General features: G+C 67.6%; 14 protein-coding genes. 7 read left to right on the top strand and 7 right to left on the bottom strand.

Annotated elements, in window-relative coordinates:
- Positions 1 to 90: 90 nt before the first annotated feature.
- A complete protein-coding gene (locus ACZK4H_RS08895; protein ID WP_099554232.1) occupies positions 91 to 1,173 on the bottom strand; it encodes an ABC transporter ATP-binding protein in 1,083 nt (360 codons plus the stop codon).
- A gap of 352 nt (positions 1,174 to 1,525) precedes the next feature.
- Here ACZK4H_RS08895 and zwf point away from each other — a divergent pair, with 352 nt between their 5' ends.
- The 5 genes from zwf to eda all read left to right on the top strand — a co-directional run bounded on the left by zwf (position 1,526) and on the right by eda (position 7,524).
- Complete coding sequence (gene zwf / locus ACZK4H_RS08890) at positions 1,526 to 2,962, top strand: glucose-6-phosphate dehydrogenase (protein ID WP_099554234.1); 1,437 nt, start codon at positions 1,526 to 1,528, stop codon at positions 2,960 to 2,962.
- Positions 2,959 to 3,966 carry a glucokinase gene (gene glk, locus ACZK4H_RS08885; RefSeq protein WP_099554236.1) on the top strand — a complete coding sequence of 336 codons (1,008 nt, stop codon included), beginning with the start codon at positions 2,959 to 2,961 and terminating at the stop codon, positions 3,964 to 3,966. The genes zwf and glk overlap by 4 nt, the downstream gene beginning before the upstream one ends.
- Positions 3,963 to 4,685 (top strand): 6-phosphogluconolactonase, encoded by a 723-nt coding sequence (gene pgl / locus ACZK4H_RS08880; RefSeq protein WP_099554238.1) that lies wholly within the window; start codon positions 3,963 to 3,965, stop codon positions 4,683 to 4,685. Before glk ends, pgl begins: the two co-directional genes overlap by 4 nt.
- A gap of 57 nt (positions 4,686 to 4,742) precedes the next feature.
- Positions 4,743 to 6,659: a phosphogluconate dehydratase gene (gene edd / locus ACZK4H_RS08875; protein WP_099554240.1), complete on the top strand. Its 1,917-nt coding sequence runs from the start codon at positions 4,743 to 4,745 to the stop codon at positions 6,657 to 6,659.
- 205 nt (positions 6,660 to 6,864) lie between these two features.
- Positions 6,865 to 7,524 (top strand): bifunctional 4-hydroxy-2-oxoglutarate aldolase/2-dehydro-3-deoxy-phosphogluconate aldolase, encoded by a 660-nt coding sequence (gene eda / locus ACZK4H_RS08870; RefSeq protein ID WP_478473071.1) that lies wholly within the window; start codon positions 6,865 to 6,867, stop codon positions 7,522 to 7,524.
- Between the two features lie 329 nt (positions 7,525 to 7,853).
- Here eda and ACZK4H_RS08865 read toward each other — a convergent pair whose 3' ends face one another.
- The 3 genes from ACZK4H_RS08865 to ispG all read right to left on the bottom strand — a co-directional run bounded on the left by ACZK4H_RS08865 (position 7,854) and on the right by ispG (position 10,698).
- Positions 7,854 to 8,501 carry a response regulator gene (locus ACZK4H_RS08865; protein ID WP_099554244.1) on the bottom strand — a complete coding sequence of 216 codons (648 nt, stop codon included), beginning with the start codon at positions 8,499 to 8,501 and terminating at the stop codon, positions 7,854 to 7,856.
- A 201-nt stretch (positions 8,502 to 8,702) separates the two neighbouring features.
- The gene (locus ACZK4H_RS08860; protein ID WP_099554246.1) at positions 8,703 to 9,452 is read right to left on the bottom strand and encodes a phosphatase PAP2 family protein; all 750 of its coding nucleotides are present in this window, start codon (positions 9,450 to 9,452) and stop codon (positions 8,703 to 8,705) included.
- Positions 9,433 to 10,698, bottom strand: coding sequence for a flavodoxin-dependent (E)-4-hydroxy-3-methylbut-2-enyl-diphosphate synthase (ispG, locus tag ACZK4H_RS08855; RefSeq protein ID WP_099554248.1), 1,266 nt, complete (start codon positions 10,696 to 10,698; stop codon positions 9,433 to 9,435). The genes ACZK4H_RS08860 and ispG overlap by 20 nt, the downstream gene beginning before the upstream one ends.
- 114 nt (positions 10,699 to 10,812) lie before the next feature.
- Between ispG and ACZK4H_RS08850 the strand changes: the two genes are divergently transcribed.
- Both ACZK4H_RS08850 and ACZK4H_RS08845 read left to right on the top strand, forming a co-directional pair.
- A complete protein-coding gene (locus ACZK4H_RS08850; RefSeq protein ID WP_099554250.1) occupies positions 10,813 to 12,039 on the top strand; it encodes an ATP-binding protein in 1,227 nt (408 codons plus the stop codon).
- Positions 12,036 to 12,599 (top strand): response regulator transcription factor, encoded by a 564-nt coding sequence (locus ACZK4H_RS08845; RefSeq protein ID WP_005409063.1) that lies wholly within the window; start codon positions 12,036 to 12,038, stop codon positions 12,597 to 12,599. The genes ACZK4H_RS08850 and ACZK4H_RS08845 overlap by 4 nt, the downstream gene beginning before the upstream one ends.
- 102 nt (positions 12,600 to 12,701) lie before the next feature.
- Here ACZK4H_RS08845 and pgi read toward each other — a convergent pair whose 3' ends face one another.
- The 3 genes from pgi to ACZK4H_RS08830 all read right to left on the bottom strand — a co-directional run bounded on the left by pgi (position 12,702) and on the right by ACZK4H_RS08830 (position 15,178).
- The gene (gene pgi / locus ACZK4H_RS08840; protein WP_099554252.1) at positions 12,702 to 14,216 is read right to left on the bottom strand and encodes a glucose-6-phosphate isomerase; all 1,515 of its coding nucleotides are present in this window, start codon (positions 14,214 to 14,216) and stop codon (positions 12,702 to 12,704) included.
- Entirely contained in the window at positions 14,213 to 14,593 is a 381-nt protein-coding gene (gene panD, locus ACZK4H_RS08835) for an aspartate 1-decarboxylase (protein ID WP_005409061.1), read from the bottom strand. The genes pgi and panD overlap by 4 nt, the downstream gene beginning before the upstream one ends.
- A gap of 87 nt (positions 14,594 to 14,680) precedes the next feature.
- Entirely contained in the window at positions 14,681 to 15,178 is a 498-nt protein-coding gene (locus ACZK4H_RS08830; RefSeq protein WP_099554254.1) for a hypothetical protein, read from the bottom strand.
- Between the last annotated feature and the right edge of the window lie 18 nt (positions 15,179 to 15,196).

The following is a 15,196-nucleotide window of genomic DNA, read 5'->3' as shown; positions in this document are numbered from 1 at the left end:
CGCACGCCTTCTGTGAAGGAGGGGTAGTGCCGGCCGCTGGCCGGCAACCACGCATGATTGAGGTTGCCGGCCAGCGGCCGGCACTACAAATTACAGGCGCTCGCCGGTTTCCGGGCTGAAGAAATGCAGACCCTGCGGGTGGATCGCCACGCGGATCTGCTCGCCCACCGCCGGCAGCGTCTGCGGCGCCACGCGCATGGTCAGCGCATGCTGGCCGCTGCTCAGATTGACGAAGATTTCGTTGCCGACCGGCTCAATGCCTTCGATGCGCGCGCTGAACGCATGCGCATCATCGGCAGCCGCCGGCTGCAGGTGCTCCGGTCGCACACCCACCGCGATCGGCTTCTGCAACCACGCCGGATCGATCGTGGCCTGGCCCAGCGGTGCACGCCAGTCGCCGTCGACCACGGTCACGCCACTGGCATCGCCCTGCAGCGTCCCGCGCAGCACGTTCATCGCCGGGCTGCCGAGGAAGCCGGCCACGAACAGGTTGGCCGGCCGGTCGTACAGCGCCATCGGCGTATCGATCTGCTGGATGATGCCGTCCTTCAGCACCACGATGCGCTGGCCCAGGGTCATCGCTTCCACCTGATCGTGCGTCACGTAGATCATGGTGGTGCCCAGCTTGCGGTGCAGCTGCGCGATTTCGGTACGCACGCTGTGGCGCAGCTTGGCATCCAGATTGGACAGCGGCTCGTCAAGCAGGAACACCGCCGGCTCGCGCACCAGCGCACGGCCCAGCGCAACACGCTGGCGCTGGCCACCGGACATCGCCTTGGGCAGCTTGTCCATCATCTCGGTCAGGCCCAGCGTCTGCGCCGCCTCGGCGATGCGCTTGTCGATGGTGGCCTTGTCATGGCCGCGCAGCTTCAGGCCGAAGGCCAGGTTCTCGGCAACGGTCATGTGCGGGTACAGCGCGTAGCTCTGGAACACCATGGCGATGTCGCGGTCCTTCGGTGCCACGTCGTTGACCACGCGGTCGCCGATGCTCAGCGTGCCGCCGCTGATCTCCTCCAGGCCAGCCACCATCCGCAGCAGGGTCGACTTGCCACAGCCGGACGGGCCGACCAGCACCATCAGCTCGCCGTCGGCGACCTCGAAGGTGGCGTCCTTCACCGCGACCTGGCCGTTGTCATAGACCTTGCGCACACCCTGCAACTGCACTTTTGCCATATCACCTATCCGGTCCGCCCGAAGCCGGGCTGTCTTTTGGGACTGCCTCGGCCCTCCCGATGGCAGTGATGATTGCGCGCTTGCCGCATGACGGCGAGCACTGCAATCGAATACAGTTGCCCATTCTGCCATGTAAACGTTTTCACGTGGCACTATCCGATGATCGGTGCGCACCGATCTGCGTCGGCGGTGGAACGAAGCTTCCGCCGAGGCAGTGGTTTCGAATGGAACGGTCTTCCGGTGCCCGGTAGAACGCCCCCGACGAACCTCGGACAGGCAGTTGCGCGGATGTCCCCCGAACCCAGCCATGAAGCGATTGACAACGATGTCACCCGGATCTGAAACTCGAGCGATGCACGACACCCTCTTCCTGTTCGGTGCCACAGGTGATCTGGCCCAGCGCTACCTGTTCCCTTCGCTGCTTCGCCTGCTTGGCGACGGCCTGCTGCCGGAGGACTTCCGCATCCGTGCGCTGGCCCTGTCCGGGCATGACACCGAAGCCTTCCATGACATCCTGCGGCCGCGCCTGCAGCAGGCCATGCCGATGGCCTCGCAGGAGGACATCAACGGCCTGCTGCGCCGCATCGACTACCGTTCGGTGGACCTGCGCGACGTCGACTCGGTCGCCGCCGCGGTCTCCGACCTGGTGCACCGCAAGTGCGTCAGCTACCTGGCCATTCCGCCGGGCCTGTACATCTCCACCTGCGAAGGCCTGGCCAAGGGCGGCGCCCTCGCCGCGCCGGCACGCCTGATGCTGGAGAAGCCGATCGGCAGCGACAGCGAGAGTGCCGAGGAAATCATCAGCACCATCGGCCAGTGGATCGACGAGGACCGCGTATTCCGCCTCGACCACTACCTGGGCAAGGCGGCGGTGCAGAACCTGATCGCGCTGCGCTTCGGCAACACGCTGCTGGAAGCGGTGTGGAACCGCAACTACATCGAATCGGTGCACATCCTGGTGGCCGAGAGCGAAGGCGTGGACGGCCGCGACGCCTACTACGCCCGCTCCGGCGCGCTGCGCGACATGGTCCAGAGCCACATCCTGCAGCTGCTGTGCATGGTGGCGATGGAGCCGCCGGCGTCGCTGGAAGCCGACCGCATCCGCGACGAGAAGGTCAAGGTGCTGCGGGCGCTGCGCCCGCTCGATGCCAAGCACGCCGCGCGTGACAGCATCCGTGGCCGTTACACCGCCGGCACCATCAACGGCCAGCCGGCGCAGGCCTACCAGCCGCCGGAAGGCAGCGACGTGGAAACCTTCGCCGGCGTCACCGCGCATATCGACAACTGGCGCTGGAGCGGCGTGCCGTTCCACCTGGTCACCGGCAAGCGCCTGCCCGAACGCACCACCCGCGTGGTGGTCACGCTGAAGCCGGTCACCCACTGGCTGTTCGAGCGCCCGCAGCGCGCACAGGCAGCACCGAACCGCCTGGTGTTCCAGCTGCAGCCGCAGGAGAACATCGAACTGGGCCTGATGAGCAGCCTGGCCGGCCCGGAATGGGGGGCACTGGAACTGCATCCGCTGGAACTGGAACTGTCGGTGCCGACCGGCCTGCATCGCCGCATCGCGTACGAACGCCTGTTCCTGGATGCGTTCAACGGCAACCACACCCTGTTCGTGCGCGATGACGAAGTGCGCGCAGCGTGGGCCTGGATCGACAGCGTCGCTGACGCATGGAAGGACGCCAAGCTGCCGCTGGACCCCTACCCGGCCGGCCAATGGGGTCCGAGCAATGCCGGCGAGTTCCTGCCGCAGGGCGTGGACGCACCGGACAGCGGAGCGTCGGCATGAGTGCAAGCTCGCAGCCGGTGCTGGTCGCCGACATCGGTGGCACCAACGCCCGCTTCGCCCTGGCCGACACCTCGCTGGACGCGCCATTGCTGAAGGAGAGCATCCGCGAATACGCCGTGGCGGAGTTCCCGTCGCTTGGCGATGCGGCCCGCCACCACCTTGAGCAGATCGGCGCTGCTGCCAGCCGCGGCGTGTTCGCGGTGGCCGGCCGTGTCGATGGCGATGAAGCCCGCATCACCAACCATCCGTGGGTGATCTCGCGCAGCCGCACTGCCGCAATGCTGGGTTTCAACGAACTGCACCTGATCAATGACTTCGCCGCGCAGGCGATGGCGATCTCGCTGCTGCAACCCGATGACGTGGTCCAGGTCGGCGGCGCCGCCTGGGTTCCGGGCAAGCCGGGCCAACCGCGCAACTACGCGGTGATCGGTCCGGGTACCGGCCTGGGTGTCGGCGGCCTGATCCTGCGCCATGGGCGCTGCTACCCGCTGGAAACCGAAGGCGGCCATGTCAGCTTCCCGCCGGGAACCCCGGAGGAGATCCGCATCCTGGAGATCCTGTCCGAGCAGTTCGGCCGCGTCTCCAACGAGCGGCTGATCTGCGGCCCCGGCCTGGTCAACATCCATCGCGCCGTGTGCGAGATGGCCGGCATCGACCCGGGCCAGCTGCAGCCGGTGGACGTGACCGCCCGTGCCCTGCACGGTGATCCGCAAGCGATGCGCACGGTCGATGTGTTCTGCGCCGTGTTCGGCGCCATCGCCGGCGACCTGGTACTGACCCAGGGCGCCTGGGACGGCGTGTTCCTCACCGGCGGACTGACCCCGAAGATGCTCGATTCGCTGCAGCACTCCGGGTTCCGCCAGCGCTTCGAACACAAGGGGCGGTTCTCTTCGATCATGGCGCGGGTACCGTCGCTGGCTGTGATGCACCCCCACGCCGGGCTGCTGGGCGCCGCCGCCTATGCCGCCGACGCCGAACGTGACGCACCAGGAGTTGCCGCATGAGCCCCACCTTCCACGACGACCGCATCGAGTTCATCCACCACGGCGATGCCGATGGCTGGATCGAAGCGGTGGCCGCCGAGATGGCGCAGACCCTCAACCACGACATCAATGAAGTGGGCCGCGCGCGCATCCTGCTGTCAGGCGGCACCACGCCGGCGCCGGTGTACCAGGCACTGGCCGAACTGGACGTGCACTGGGACCGCGTGGAGGTGAGCCTGGCCGACGAGCGCTGGCTGTCGCCGCAGGATCGCGACAGCAATGCCTGGCTGGTGCGCGAGCACCTGCTCAAGCGCGCCGAAGGCGCCCACTTCGATCCGCTGGTACGCATCGGCAAGCCGCTGCCGGAATGCGTCTATACCGCCAACCTGCAGGCCCAGCACAGCCAGCCGCCGAGCCTGGTGGCACTTGGCATGGGCAACGACGGCCACACGGCCTCGCTGTTCCCGGGCTCGAAGGACCTGGCCCGCGCACTGGAAAGCACCCTGCCCTATGCCGCGCTGGATGCCACCGGCTGCCCGGGTGCGAACCAGTGGCCGCTGCGCATCACGCTGACCCCGCATGGCCTGCGCCAGTGCCGCCAGCGCCTGCTGCTGCTGCGCGGCAAGCAGAAGCTGCAGGTACTGCGCCAGGCGCTGGACAGCAATGACGCCCAGCAGTACCCGATCCTCAATGCGATCAACCTGGACGGCGCGCGCCTGCGCGTCCACTGGGCTGATTGATGTTGGCGGTGGCGCATGCCGCCGCTTGCCTCTCGCCACCACGAACGCCGGTAGCCAATGAGCCTCCATCCGCAACTGCAAGCCATCACTGAGCGCGTCATCCGCCGCAGCGCCGCCTCGCGTGCCGCCTATCTGGCCGCGATCGACGCCTCCCTGCGCGAGGGCCCGTTCCGCAGCCGCCTGAGCTGCGGCAACCTCGCGCACGGGTTCGCCGCCTGCGGCGGCACCGACAAGAGCCGCCTGCGCGGCGGCATGACGCCCAACCTGGGCATCATCACCGCCTACAACGACATGCTGTCGGCGCACCAGCCGTTCGAGACCTATCCCGAGCAGATCCGCGAGATCGCCCGCGAGCTGGGCGCCACTGCACAGGTGGCCGGCGCCGTTCCGGCGATGTGCGACGGCGTCACCCAGGGCCGCGGCGGCATGGAGCTGTCGCTGTTCTCGCGCGATGTCATTGCCCAGGCCACGGCGATCGGCCTCAGCCATGACATGTTCGATACCACCGTCTACCTCGGCGTCTGCGACAAGATCGTGCCCGGCCTGCTGATCGGTGCGCTGGCGTTCGGCCATCTGCCGGCGGTGTTCGTACCGGCCGGCCCGATGACCCCGGGCATCCCCAACAAGCAGAAAGCCGAAGTGCGCGAGCGCTACGCCGCCGGCGAAGCCACCCGCGAAGAACTGCTGGAAGCCGAGTCCGCGTCGTACCACGGCGCCGGCACCTGCACCTTCTACGGCACGGCCAACTCCAACCAGGTGCTGCTGGAAGCAATGGGCGTGCAGCTGCCGGGCGCGTCGTTCGTCAATCCGGGCACGCCGCTGCGCGACGCGCTGACCCGCGAAGCGACCGAACGTGCACTGGACATCACCGCGCTCGCTGACGACTTCCGTCCGCTGGGCCGGATCATCGACGAGCGCGCGATCATCAACGCAGTCATCGCGCTGATGGCCACCGGCGGTTCCACCAACCACACCATCCACTGGATCGCGGTGGCGCGTGCGGCCGGCATCGTGCTGACCTGGGACGACTTCGACGAACTATCACAGCTGATCCCGCTGCTGGCCCGCGTCTATCCGAACGGCGAGGCCGACGTGAACCGCTTCGCGGCTGCCGGTGGCCCGGCGTTCGTGTTCGGCGAGCTGATCAAGGCCGGCCTGATGCACGGCGATCTGGTCAGCGTGGCGCGCGGCGGCATGGCCGACTACGCACGCGAACCGCAGCTGCGCGATGGCCAGCTGGTCTATCTGCCGGGCCTGGAACGCAGCGCCGATGACGAAGTGGTGCGCGGCGTCGACAACCCGTTCGAGCACCAGGGTGGCCTGCGCCTGCTGCGCGGCAACCTCGGCAAGTCGCTGATCAAGCTGTCGGCGGTGAAGCCGCAGTACCGCACGATCGAAGCACCGGCGGTGGTGGTCGATGCACCGCAGGTGTTGAACAAGCTGCACGCCGGTGGCCTGCTGCCCGAGCATTTCGTGGCGGTGGTGCGTTACCAGGGCCCGCGTGCGAACGGCATGCCGGAACTGCATTCGCTGGCGCCGCTGCTGGGCCTGCTGCAGAACCAGGGCCGGCGCGTGGCGCTGGTCACCGACGGGCGCCTGTCCGGTGCCTCGGGCAAGATCCCAGCGGCGATCCACGTGACGCCGGAAGCGGCGCGCGGTGGCCCGCTTGCCAAGGTCCGCGAGGGCGACATGATCCGCCTGGATGGCGAAGCCGGCACGCTGGAAGTGCTGGTCGATGCGGCGGAATGGGCCGCACGTCCGCTGGCACCGAACACCGCACCGGCCGCGCATGACCTGGGCCGCAATCTGTTCGCGATCAACCGTCGCGTGGTGGGTCCGGCCGACCAGGGCGCGATTTCGATTTCGTGCGGGCCGGCGGCGGCCGATGGCGGGCCGTGGGAGTACGACGCGGAATACGAGCTGGGGCACGATGCCGCGGCGGCGGCGGCGCCGCACGAGGCGAAGGACGCCTGAAGCGAAAAGCCGCGGCAGGCTTCCCGGCTTGGGCAGTAGAGCGCCCTGGCCGGGACACGCCGTAAACCCATCCATGAGGGCTCGATCGCGGCATCCATGCCGCTCACGGTCCCGGCCAGGGCGCTCTACTGCCCTTGGACAATTCCCGGCGCGTCATTTGCGCTGCGGCCACTGAATCAAGAAGAGCAAAGGCAAGGGCAAAAGCATGGGTATCGAACAACATCAGGTGAAGGCGGCGGAGCTGTTGCATGCGGCGGGCATCCTGCCGGTGGTGACGATTCATACGGTGGACCAGGCGCGTGCGGTCAGTGCGGCGCTGCTGGAAGGCGGACTGCCGGCCATCGAGCTGACGCTGCGTACGCCGGTGGCGATGGAAGCGCTGGCGATGCTCAAGCGTGAGCTGCCGGATGTGGTGGTGGGTGCTGGTACGGTGCTGACCGTGGAGCAGATGCAGCAGTCGATCGATGCGGGCGCGGACTTCCTGGTGACCCCGGGTACGCCGCCGGTACTGGCCGACGCACTGGCCGCCGCACCGCTGCCGGTGGTGCCGGGTGCGGCGACGCCGACCGAGCTGCTGTCGCTCTACGCCCGCGGCTTCCGCGTGTGCAAGCTGTTCCCGGCCACGGCCGTGGGCGGGCTGGCGATGATCAAGGGACTGGCCGGGCCGGTGGCGGACCTGAAGCTGTGCCCGACCGGCGGCATCACCGAAAACACCGCCGCCGAATACCTCGAGCAGAAGAACGTGGTCTGCATCGGCGGTTCGTGGATGGTGCCGGGCAACTGGATCGCCAACGGCGAATGGGACAAGGTGCGCGCCAGCGCCGCAGACGCCGCCAGGATCATCCAGCGCGTGCGCGGCCACTGAGCCCGACAAAGGTGTAGAGCCGAGCCCATGCTCGGCTCCGGCATCATCAGGGGTCAGAGCCTTTCCCACCGGGAAAGTGATCCGCCCCCGGGCAACGAGCGCGCAAAGCGCGCGACCCGCTCCTGCTCTTCCTTCTTCATTCCGCGGTAGCGGCGCACGGAACCTGTCCGTGGCCCTGCGGAGGGATTGCGCAGGGGCGTAAGCGCCATGGATGGCGCGCCCGAGCCTCCAGGGATGGATTCACGGCGTCCCCTGCGCAATCCCTCCGCAGGGCCAACCCCACGAATCCTGCCGCGCATCGCGAGGGGCTTCGCCGTTGGCCGAACCCCTTACAGCGGCCGTGCCGGATCCACCAGCCCGTACTGGCTGGCCATCCGCGCCAACGCGATGTTGTCGTGGATCCCCATCTTCTCGAACAGCCGCGCCTTGTGCGTGTTCACCGTCTTCGCACTCAGGCTCAGGCGCCGCGCGATGTCTTCCTGGCGCAGGCCCTGGGTCAGCAGCAGCGCCACCTCCAGCTCGCGCGGCGACAGGCTGTCGAACGGCGAACCATTGCCCTCCACCGTCGACAGCGCCAGATTCTGCGCGATGCTGGTGCCCAGGTAGCGCCGACCGGCCGCCACATCACGCACCGCACCCAGCAGTTCCTGCGCATCGCAGCCCTTGCCGATGTAGCCGGCCGCGCCGGCTTCGAGCAGGCGCTTGGGCAGCGGGCCGTCTTCCAGTACCGACACGATCACCACGCGGGTATTGCGGTGGCTGCGGACGATGCGCTCGGTCACTTCCATGCCGCTCACGCCCGGCAGATGCAGATCGCACAGCACCACGTCCGGCAACAGCTGGCGGACCTCGCGCAGCGCGTCCTCGCCGGTCTCGGCTTCGCCCACCACCTCGATGTCGGTTTCCCCCGACAGAATCATCTTCATACCGGTGCGGACCAGCGCGTGGTCATCCACCAGGTAGACTCGAATCGTCATTCACGTACCTCTTCGAATGCGGCCATTGCAGGTCAAGCTAGGCAGGGTGCCGATACCCCTGCAAGCGCGTTCGGAATGCGACCCCGGCAATCTGCCTTGCGCATCACAGTACCGCGCGTTGTGCTTGCCCCCTGTCTTGCAGAACCTGCTGCAACGAAACAACTGATCTATCACGTAGACGTCCCGGAAGGGCCATCCACGTCAATCCCCCTGTGATGATGCTTCGCTGGCCTTCGCTGGCGGCGAGCCGTGACGTCGCCATGGGTGCCGGCGACTGAACATGACCAGATAGCACCCTACCACCCAAACCAGCGCCGCACACCATCCGGCCAGGATGTCGGAGGGGTAGTGCACCCCCAGGTAGACCCGCGACACGCTGACCAACAGGCTGAACGCGGGCGCCAGCATCAGTACCGGCCAGCGCCAGCGGGTGTTCCAGGCCAGCAGCACCAGGGTGACCGCCAGGGTCATCGAACCCATCGCATGCCCACTGGGGAAACTGAATGTCGATTCCGGCGCGATCGATTCCCACAGGCTGGGGCGCTGGCGCTGGAAGAACTGCTTGCTGCCCATGTTCAGCAGCGCCGACCCCACGAAGCTGACCGCGACGAAGGTCGCCTCACGCCAGCGCCGGTAGCCCAGCAGCGCGCCGATGATCAGCACGTCTGCCGGGATCAGGAACCACTCATAGCCCAGTTTCGAAATGAGCACGAAGAAGCGGTCTAGCCACGGCGAATGCAGGCCATGCATCTGCCACAGCAGGGGTGCGTCGAAATGGAACGATTCAAATTCGTGCACTTCGTCGGCCAGGGCAACAAAGCCCGCCAGCGGCAGCAGCACGCCACCGAACAGCAGGACCAGGCGCCAGGCGTTGCGCGCCATCCAGTGGCGGAAACCGGAGGCGGACTCCGGTGCAGCGAGGATCGCAGGCTTATCCGGCGCTTCGGACATACGTGTGTTCGACGTAATCGTCGATCAGGGCGACGAACTCCTGGGCGATGTTGTCGCCACGCAGGGTCACCTTCTTCTCGCCATCGACGAATACCGGCGCCGCAGGCGTTTCACCCGTGCCCGGCAGCGAGATGCCGATGTTGGCATGACGCGACTCGCCCGGCCCGTTGACGATGCAGCCCATCACCGCCAGGGTCATGTTTTCCGCACCCGGGTGGTGGATCTTCCACAGCGGCATCTTCTCGCGCACGTGGTTCTGCACCACCTTGGCCAGCTCCTGGAAGAACTCGGAGGTGGTGCGGCCGCAACCCGGGCAGGCCGTGACCAGCGGCGTGAAGGCACGCTGGCCCGTGGTCTGCAGCAGTTCCTGGGCGACGATCACTTCCTGCGTGCGCGACTGGCCCGGTTCCGGGGTCAGCGAGATGCGGATGGTGTCACCGATGCCTTCCTGCAGCAGCACGCTCAGCGCCGCGGACGATGCCACGATGCCCTTGCTGCCGATACCCGCTTCGGTCAGGCCCAGGTGCAGGGCGAAGTCGGAGCGCTGCGCCAGGTCGCGGTACACCGCGATCAGCTCCTGCACGCCACTGACCTTGGCCGACAGCACGATGCGATCGCGCGGCAGGCCCAGTTCCACCGCCTGCTCGGCCGAATCCAGCGCCGAGCGGATCAGCGCCTCGCGCAGCACGCGGCCGGCGTCCCAGGGCTGTTCGCGCAGGTTGTTCTCGTCCATCAGCTTCGCCGCCAGGGCCTGGTCCAGCGAGCCCCAGTTGGCGCCGATGCGCACCGGCTTGTTGTAGCGGATCGCGAACTCGATCAGTTGGGCGAACTGCAGGTCCTTCTTCTTGCCGAAGCCGACGTTGCCCGGGTTGATGCGGTACTTGGCCAGTGCTTCGGCACACGCGGGTTCGGCGGTCAGCAGCTGATGGCCGTTGTAGTGGAAATCACCGATCAGCGGCACGTCGATGCCCATCATCGCCAGCTTGTCGACGATGCGCGGAATGGCGGCGGCGGCCTCAACGGTGTTGACGGTCAATCGCACCATCTCCGAACCGGCACGCCACAGCTCAGCCACCTGCTTCACGCTGGAGGCGACGTCGGAGGTGTCGGTATTGGTCATCGACTGCACCACCACCGGCTTGCCTCCACCCACGGTGACCCCGCCGATCTGGACGGCATGGGTCTGGCGGCGCGGCCAGGCAGTGGCATCGGAGGGCGGAGTCGGGCGGGTGACGGCGTCGTGCATGGGCGCATTCTACCGCCCGGCCCAGCATTCGGGGTGACTCGCATTCAGCCGGCGGCACGGCTGCGGCCGATTGTCGCAGGCACGTGCACGCGTGAACGCATACGATGAGCGTGCATGACCGGTCCCGACGCCCCGTTTCTCCGTACCCTGTGCAGCCTGCGCTGGCTTGCCGTAGGCGGCCAGGCCGCCACCATCCTGGTCGCCACCTGGGTGTTGGGGCTGCCGTTGCCGCAGCTTCCACTGTGGGCCGGCGTGGCGGTGCTGGCCCTGTTCAACATCTACACCCAGCTGCGTCCGGAAGCAGCCGACACCGCGCCGCTGACCGCGTTCGGCCACATCCTGGTGGACGTGATCATCCTGACCTGGATGGTGGGCTGGAGTGGCGGCATGGCCAATCCGTTCAGTTCGCTGTTCCTGATCCTGATCGCACTGGCCGCATTCGCCCTGCCCCTGCGCTGGGCGCTGGCGGTGGCACTGGCCTGCCTGCTCGGCTACGCCAGCAGCGGCATCTTCGGCCAGCCCCTGCCGGACGGCTACTTCCGCGCACAGGACCTCAACCGCTGGGGCGTGGTCGCCAACTTCCTGATTTCTGCCGCAGTGGTGTTGGCCTTCTCCACCCGGCTGGCGCTGGCGCTGCGCCAGCGCGAACTGGAGCTGTCGGCACTGCGCGAACGCTTCGCCCGCAACGAAGGCATCGTCGCCCTGGCCACCCATGCCGCTTCGGTGGCGCATGAACTGAACACACCGCTGGCGACCATGACCCTGCTCGCCGACGACGTGGCCGAGCGCAGTGAAGAACCGGAAGTACGCGAGGACATGGAAACGCTGCGCGAGCTGCTGGTGCAGTGCCGCGAGCGCGTGCTGGCGCTGGCTGCACCTGCCTCGGCCGATGCGCCCGGACGCAGCCATTCCAGCGCCCAGCAGGTGCTCGAGCAGTGGCGCCTGGTGCGTCCGACCATCGATCTGCACCGCAACGACGATGCACCGCTGCGGCTGCCGCTTGATCCGGGCGTGGGCCACCTGCTGATGGTCCTGCTCAACAATGCCGCCGATGCCGGCGAACAGGCCGGCCGGCCGCGCGTGGACCTGGACCTGCGCATCGAAGGCGACGACCTGATCGGCGAAGTCCGCGACTACGGCCACGGCTTCAATGCCCGCGCCGCGGTACTGCCGGGCAAGCTGTTCGGCAGCAGCAAGAGTGAAGGCATGGGCGTCGGCCTGGCCCTGTCCCATGCCACGATCGAACGCCTCGACGGCGAGATGTGGATGCGCCCGGCCCAGGGGGCCGGCAGCCGCGTCGGCTTCCGCCTGCCGCTGGCCCCACGCGAGGAAACCCCATGAGCGCCTCAACCCTCGGCCTGCTGGTCGACGACGACGAACTGTATCTGCGCACCCTGCAGCGCAGCCTGGCCCGCAAGGGGCTTGAAACGCAGACCGCGCAGGATGCGGCCAGCGCGCTGGCATTGGCCCGCCAGCACCCGCCGGCGTTCGCCCTGATCGACCTGAAGCTGGGCAGCGACTCCGGCCTGGCGCTGATCCAGCCGTTACGTGCCCTGCGCGCGGACATGCGGATCCTGCTGGTCACCGGCTACGCCAGCATCGCCACCGCGGTGGAAGCGATCAAGCTCGGGGCCGACGACTATCTGCCAAAGCCGGCCACGGTCCCGATGATCCTGCGCGCCCTGGGCGAGGAGGATGACGGCCCGGCCGACGATGGCGAAATGGAAGTGCCCGACGCGATGACGCCGATCAGCCGCCTGCAGTGGGAACACATCCAGCAGGCGATGCACGAAACCGGCGGCAATGTCTCGGCGGCCGCACGCCTGCTCGGCATGCACCGGCGTTCGCTGCAGCGCAAGCTGGCCAAGCGGCCGAGCCCGGAACGCGACCCGAGCCGGTGAGACGCCACGCCGTCCACCGGTAGTGCCGGCCGCTGGCCGGCAACCCCATGAACGGCGGGCGCATCGCCGGAATGCCGGCCAGCGGCCGGCACTACCAGGGCATCAGCGCTTCAACTGCGCCAGGATCTCGCGGGTCATCGGATCGGCAACCGCCACGTCCTCGCCCTGCAGCGCCGGCAACAGGCCACTGGCCAGCTGCTTGCCCAGTTCAACACCGAACTGGTCGAAGGCATTGATGTTCCAGATCACCGACTGCACGTACACCGCGTGTTCGTACATGGCGATCAACGCGCCCAGCGCCTGCGGGGTCAGCGCGTCGAGCAGGATCAGCGTACTCGGGCGCCCCCCCGGATAATCGCGGTGCGGATCATCGCTGCTCTGGCCATTGGCCAGCGCTTCGGTCTGCGCCAGCAGGTTGGCCAGCAGCGCCTGGTGATTGATCGTGTACGGATCATCGTTGTGCACGCAGCCGATGAAATCGGCCGGAACGATGCTGGTGCCCTGGTGCAGCGCCTGGAAGAAACTGTGCTGCACGTCGGTACCTGCCCCGCCCCACCACACCGGCACGGTATCGGTGGTGACCGGCTGGCCGTCACGCTGCACGCGCTTGCCCAGGCTTTCCATCACCAGCTGCTGCAGGTAGGCCGGCAACAGCGCCAGGCGCTGGTCGTAGGTCATCACCGCATGCGTGGCATGACCCAGCAGGTTGCGGTTCCAGATGTCGGTCAGGCCGTGCAGCACCGGCAGATTGCGCTCCAGCGGCGCATCCAGTGCATGCGCATCCATCTGCGCAGCACCTTCCAGCAGCTGCTCGAAACGCTCGAAACCAATGGCCAGCGCGATCGGGAAACCAACCGCCGACCACAGCGAATAACGGCCCCCCACCCAGTCCCACATCGGCAGCACGCGATCGGCGGCAATGGCGAACGCCTTGGCCGCACGTTCCGGATTGGCGCTGACCGCGTACAGGCGCTCGCTGCCACCCAGCCAGTCGTGCAGGATCTGGCCGTTGAGAAGGGTTTCCTGGGTGCCGAAGGTCTTGGAGATCAGGATGCCAGCGGTCCTGGCCGGATCCAGCGCAGCCAGCGTGCGCTGCATGGCGGCGCCGTCCACATTCGACACGAAATGCACACGCAGGCGCGCACCGCTGACCGGGCGCAGCGCATCGGCGACCAGGCGCGGACCGAGATCGGAACCGCCGATGCCGACGCTGACCACGTCGGTGACGCCGCTGTCTTCCAGCGCGCGCACCAGCACGCCCATGCGCTGGCGGATTTCGCGCGCGGTGGCATAGGCCTCGGCGGCAACCGGCGCATCAACCACGTCGCCGCGCAGTGCGGTGTGCAGTGCGGCGCGACCTTCGGTCAGATTGACCTGCTCACCACGGAACAGGCGCGTGATGGCACCGCCGACATCACGTTCGGCGGCCAAAGCCAGCAATGCCTGCAACGCCGCGGCATCGTATTTCTGCCGGGCGAAGTTGACGTACAACGGACCGACCCGCAGCGCCAGGTCCTGCACGCGGCCGGGCTCGGCGGCGAAAAGGCTGGGGATGCTTGCGCCCTTCAGGCGCTGGGCGTGGGAATGCAGCGAGTCGAATCCGTTGTTCGTTGTCATGCGGCCTGGGTCGGGATCGTGTCGTTGGTGTGGGTGATCTGGTTCTTGCCATCAACGTACACCAGCTTCGGCTTGAAGCTGTCGGCTTCCTGCTCGGTCATGCTGGCGAACGCGGCAATGATGATGATGTCACCAACCTGCACGTGGCGCGCAGCGCCACCGTTGAGCGAGACAACGCCGCTGCCGGCTTCGGCGCGGATGGCATAGGTCGAGAAGCGCGCACCATTGGTCACGTCCCAGATGTGCACCTGCTCGAACTCGCGGATGCCGGTGGCAGCCAGCAGGTTGTCATCGATGGCGATCGAGCCTTCGTAGTTCAGCTCGGAATGGGTGACGGTGGCGCGGTGGATCTTGGTCTTGAGCAGGGACAGGTGCATGGGGGCGCTGCAACGGCAAAGGAAAGAGCGGATTCTAGCACCCGCTTGGCCATCGTCAGGGGGCGGCTGCAGGACGCTGAAGGCCGTTCAGGCGCCCTCGCCCGGCGGCGGCGGCGCGGCATGCCCGGAACTGCCCTCCAGTGACAGCCGGAACACCGTATGGAAGGCCAGCCCGGCGACCAGGCCGAAGCCCCCCGCAGCCAGCACCTGCAGGGCGTAGCTGATCACGTCGAAGGTGTCGACATAGCGCAGGCGCTGCAGCAGTGGACCATTGTCCGCGCCCGGCCAGGCGCAGGTGGCCATGGCCAGCGCGCCCAGCCCGAAACCGACCAGCAGGAAACCCACCCGGCGCAGGCGTTGCTGAGACTGCTGGATCAACGCCATCGGCAGCAGCACGGCAATCGCGTTGCAGGCCGCCAGCACGAACATCAGCCCCCCGCCGGTGAGCGCAGGTACCGGCGTGCGCGTGAACTCGAGTGCGAACAACAGGCCGCCGAACAGCTGGGCCGGCAACATGCCTGCCGCCAGCACCGCCAGGATCGAGGCCTGAGCGAGGCGACCCGCCCCAGTGTTCGGTTCTTTCATTTCCAGTCTCCCGTCCGT

Source organism: Stenotrophomonas sp. 78350_Sma (assembly GCF_056482105.1).
This window is presented reverse-complemented; position numbering and strand designations above follow the sequence as displayed.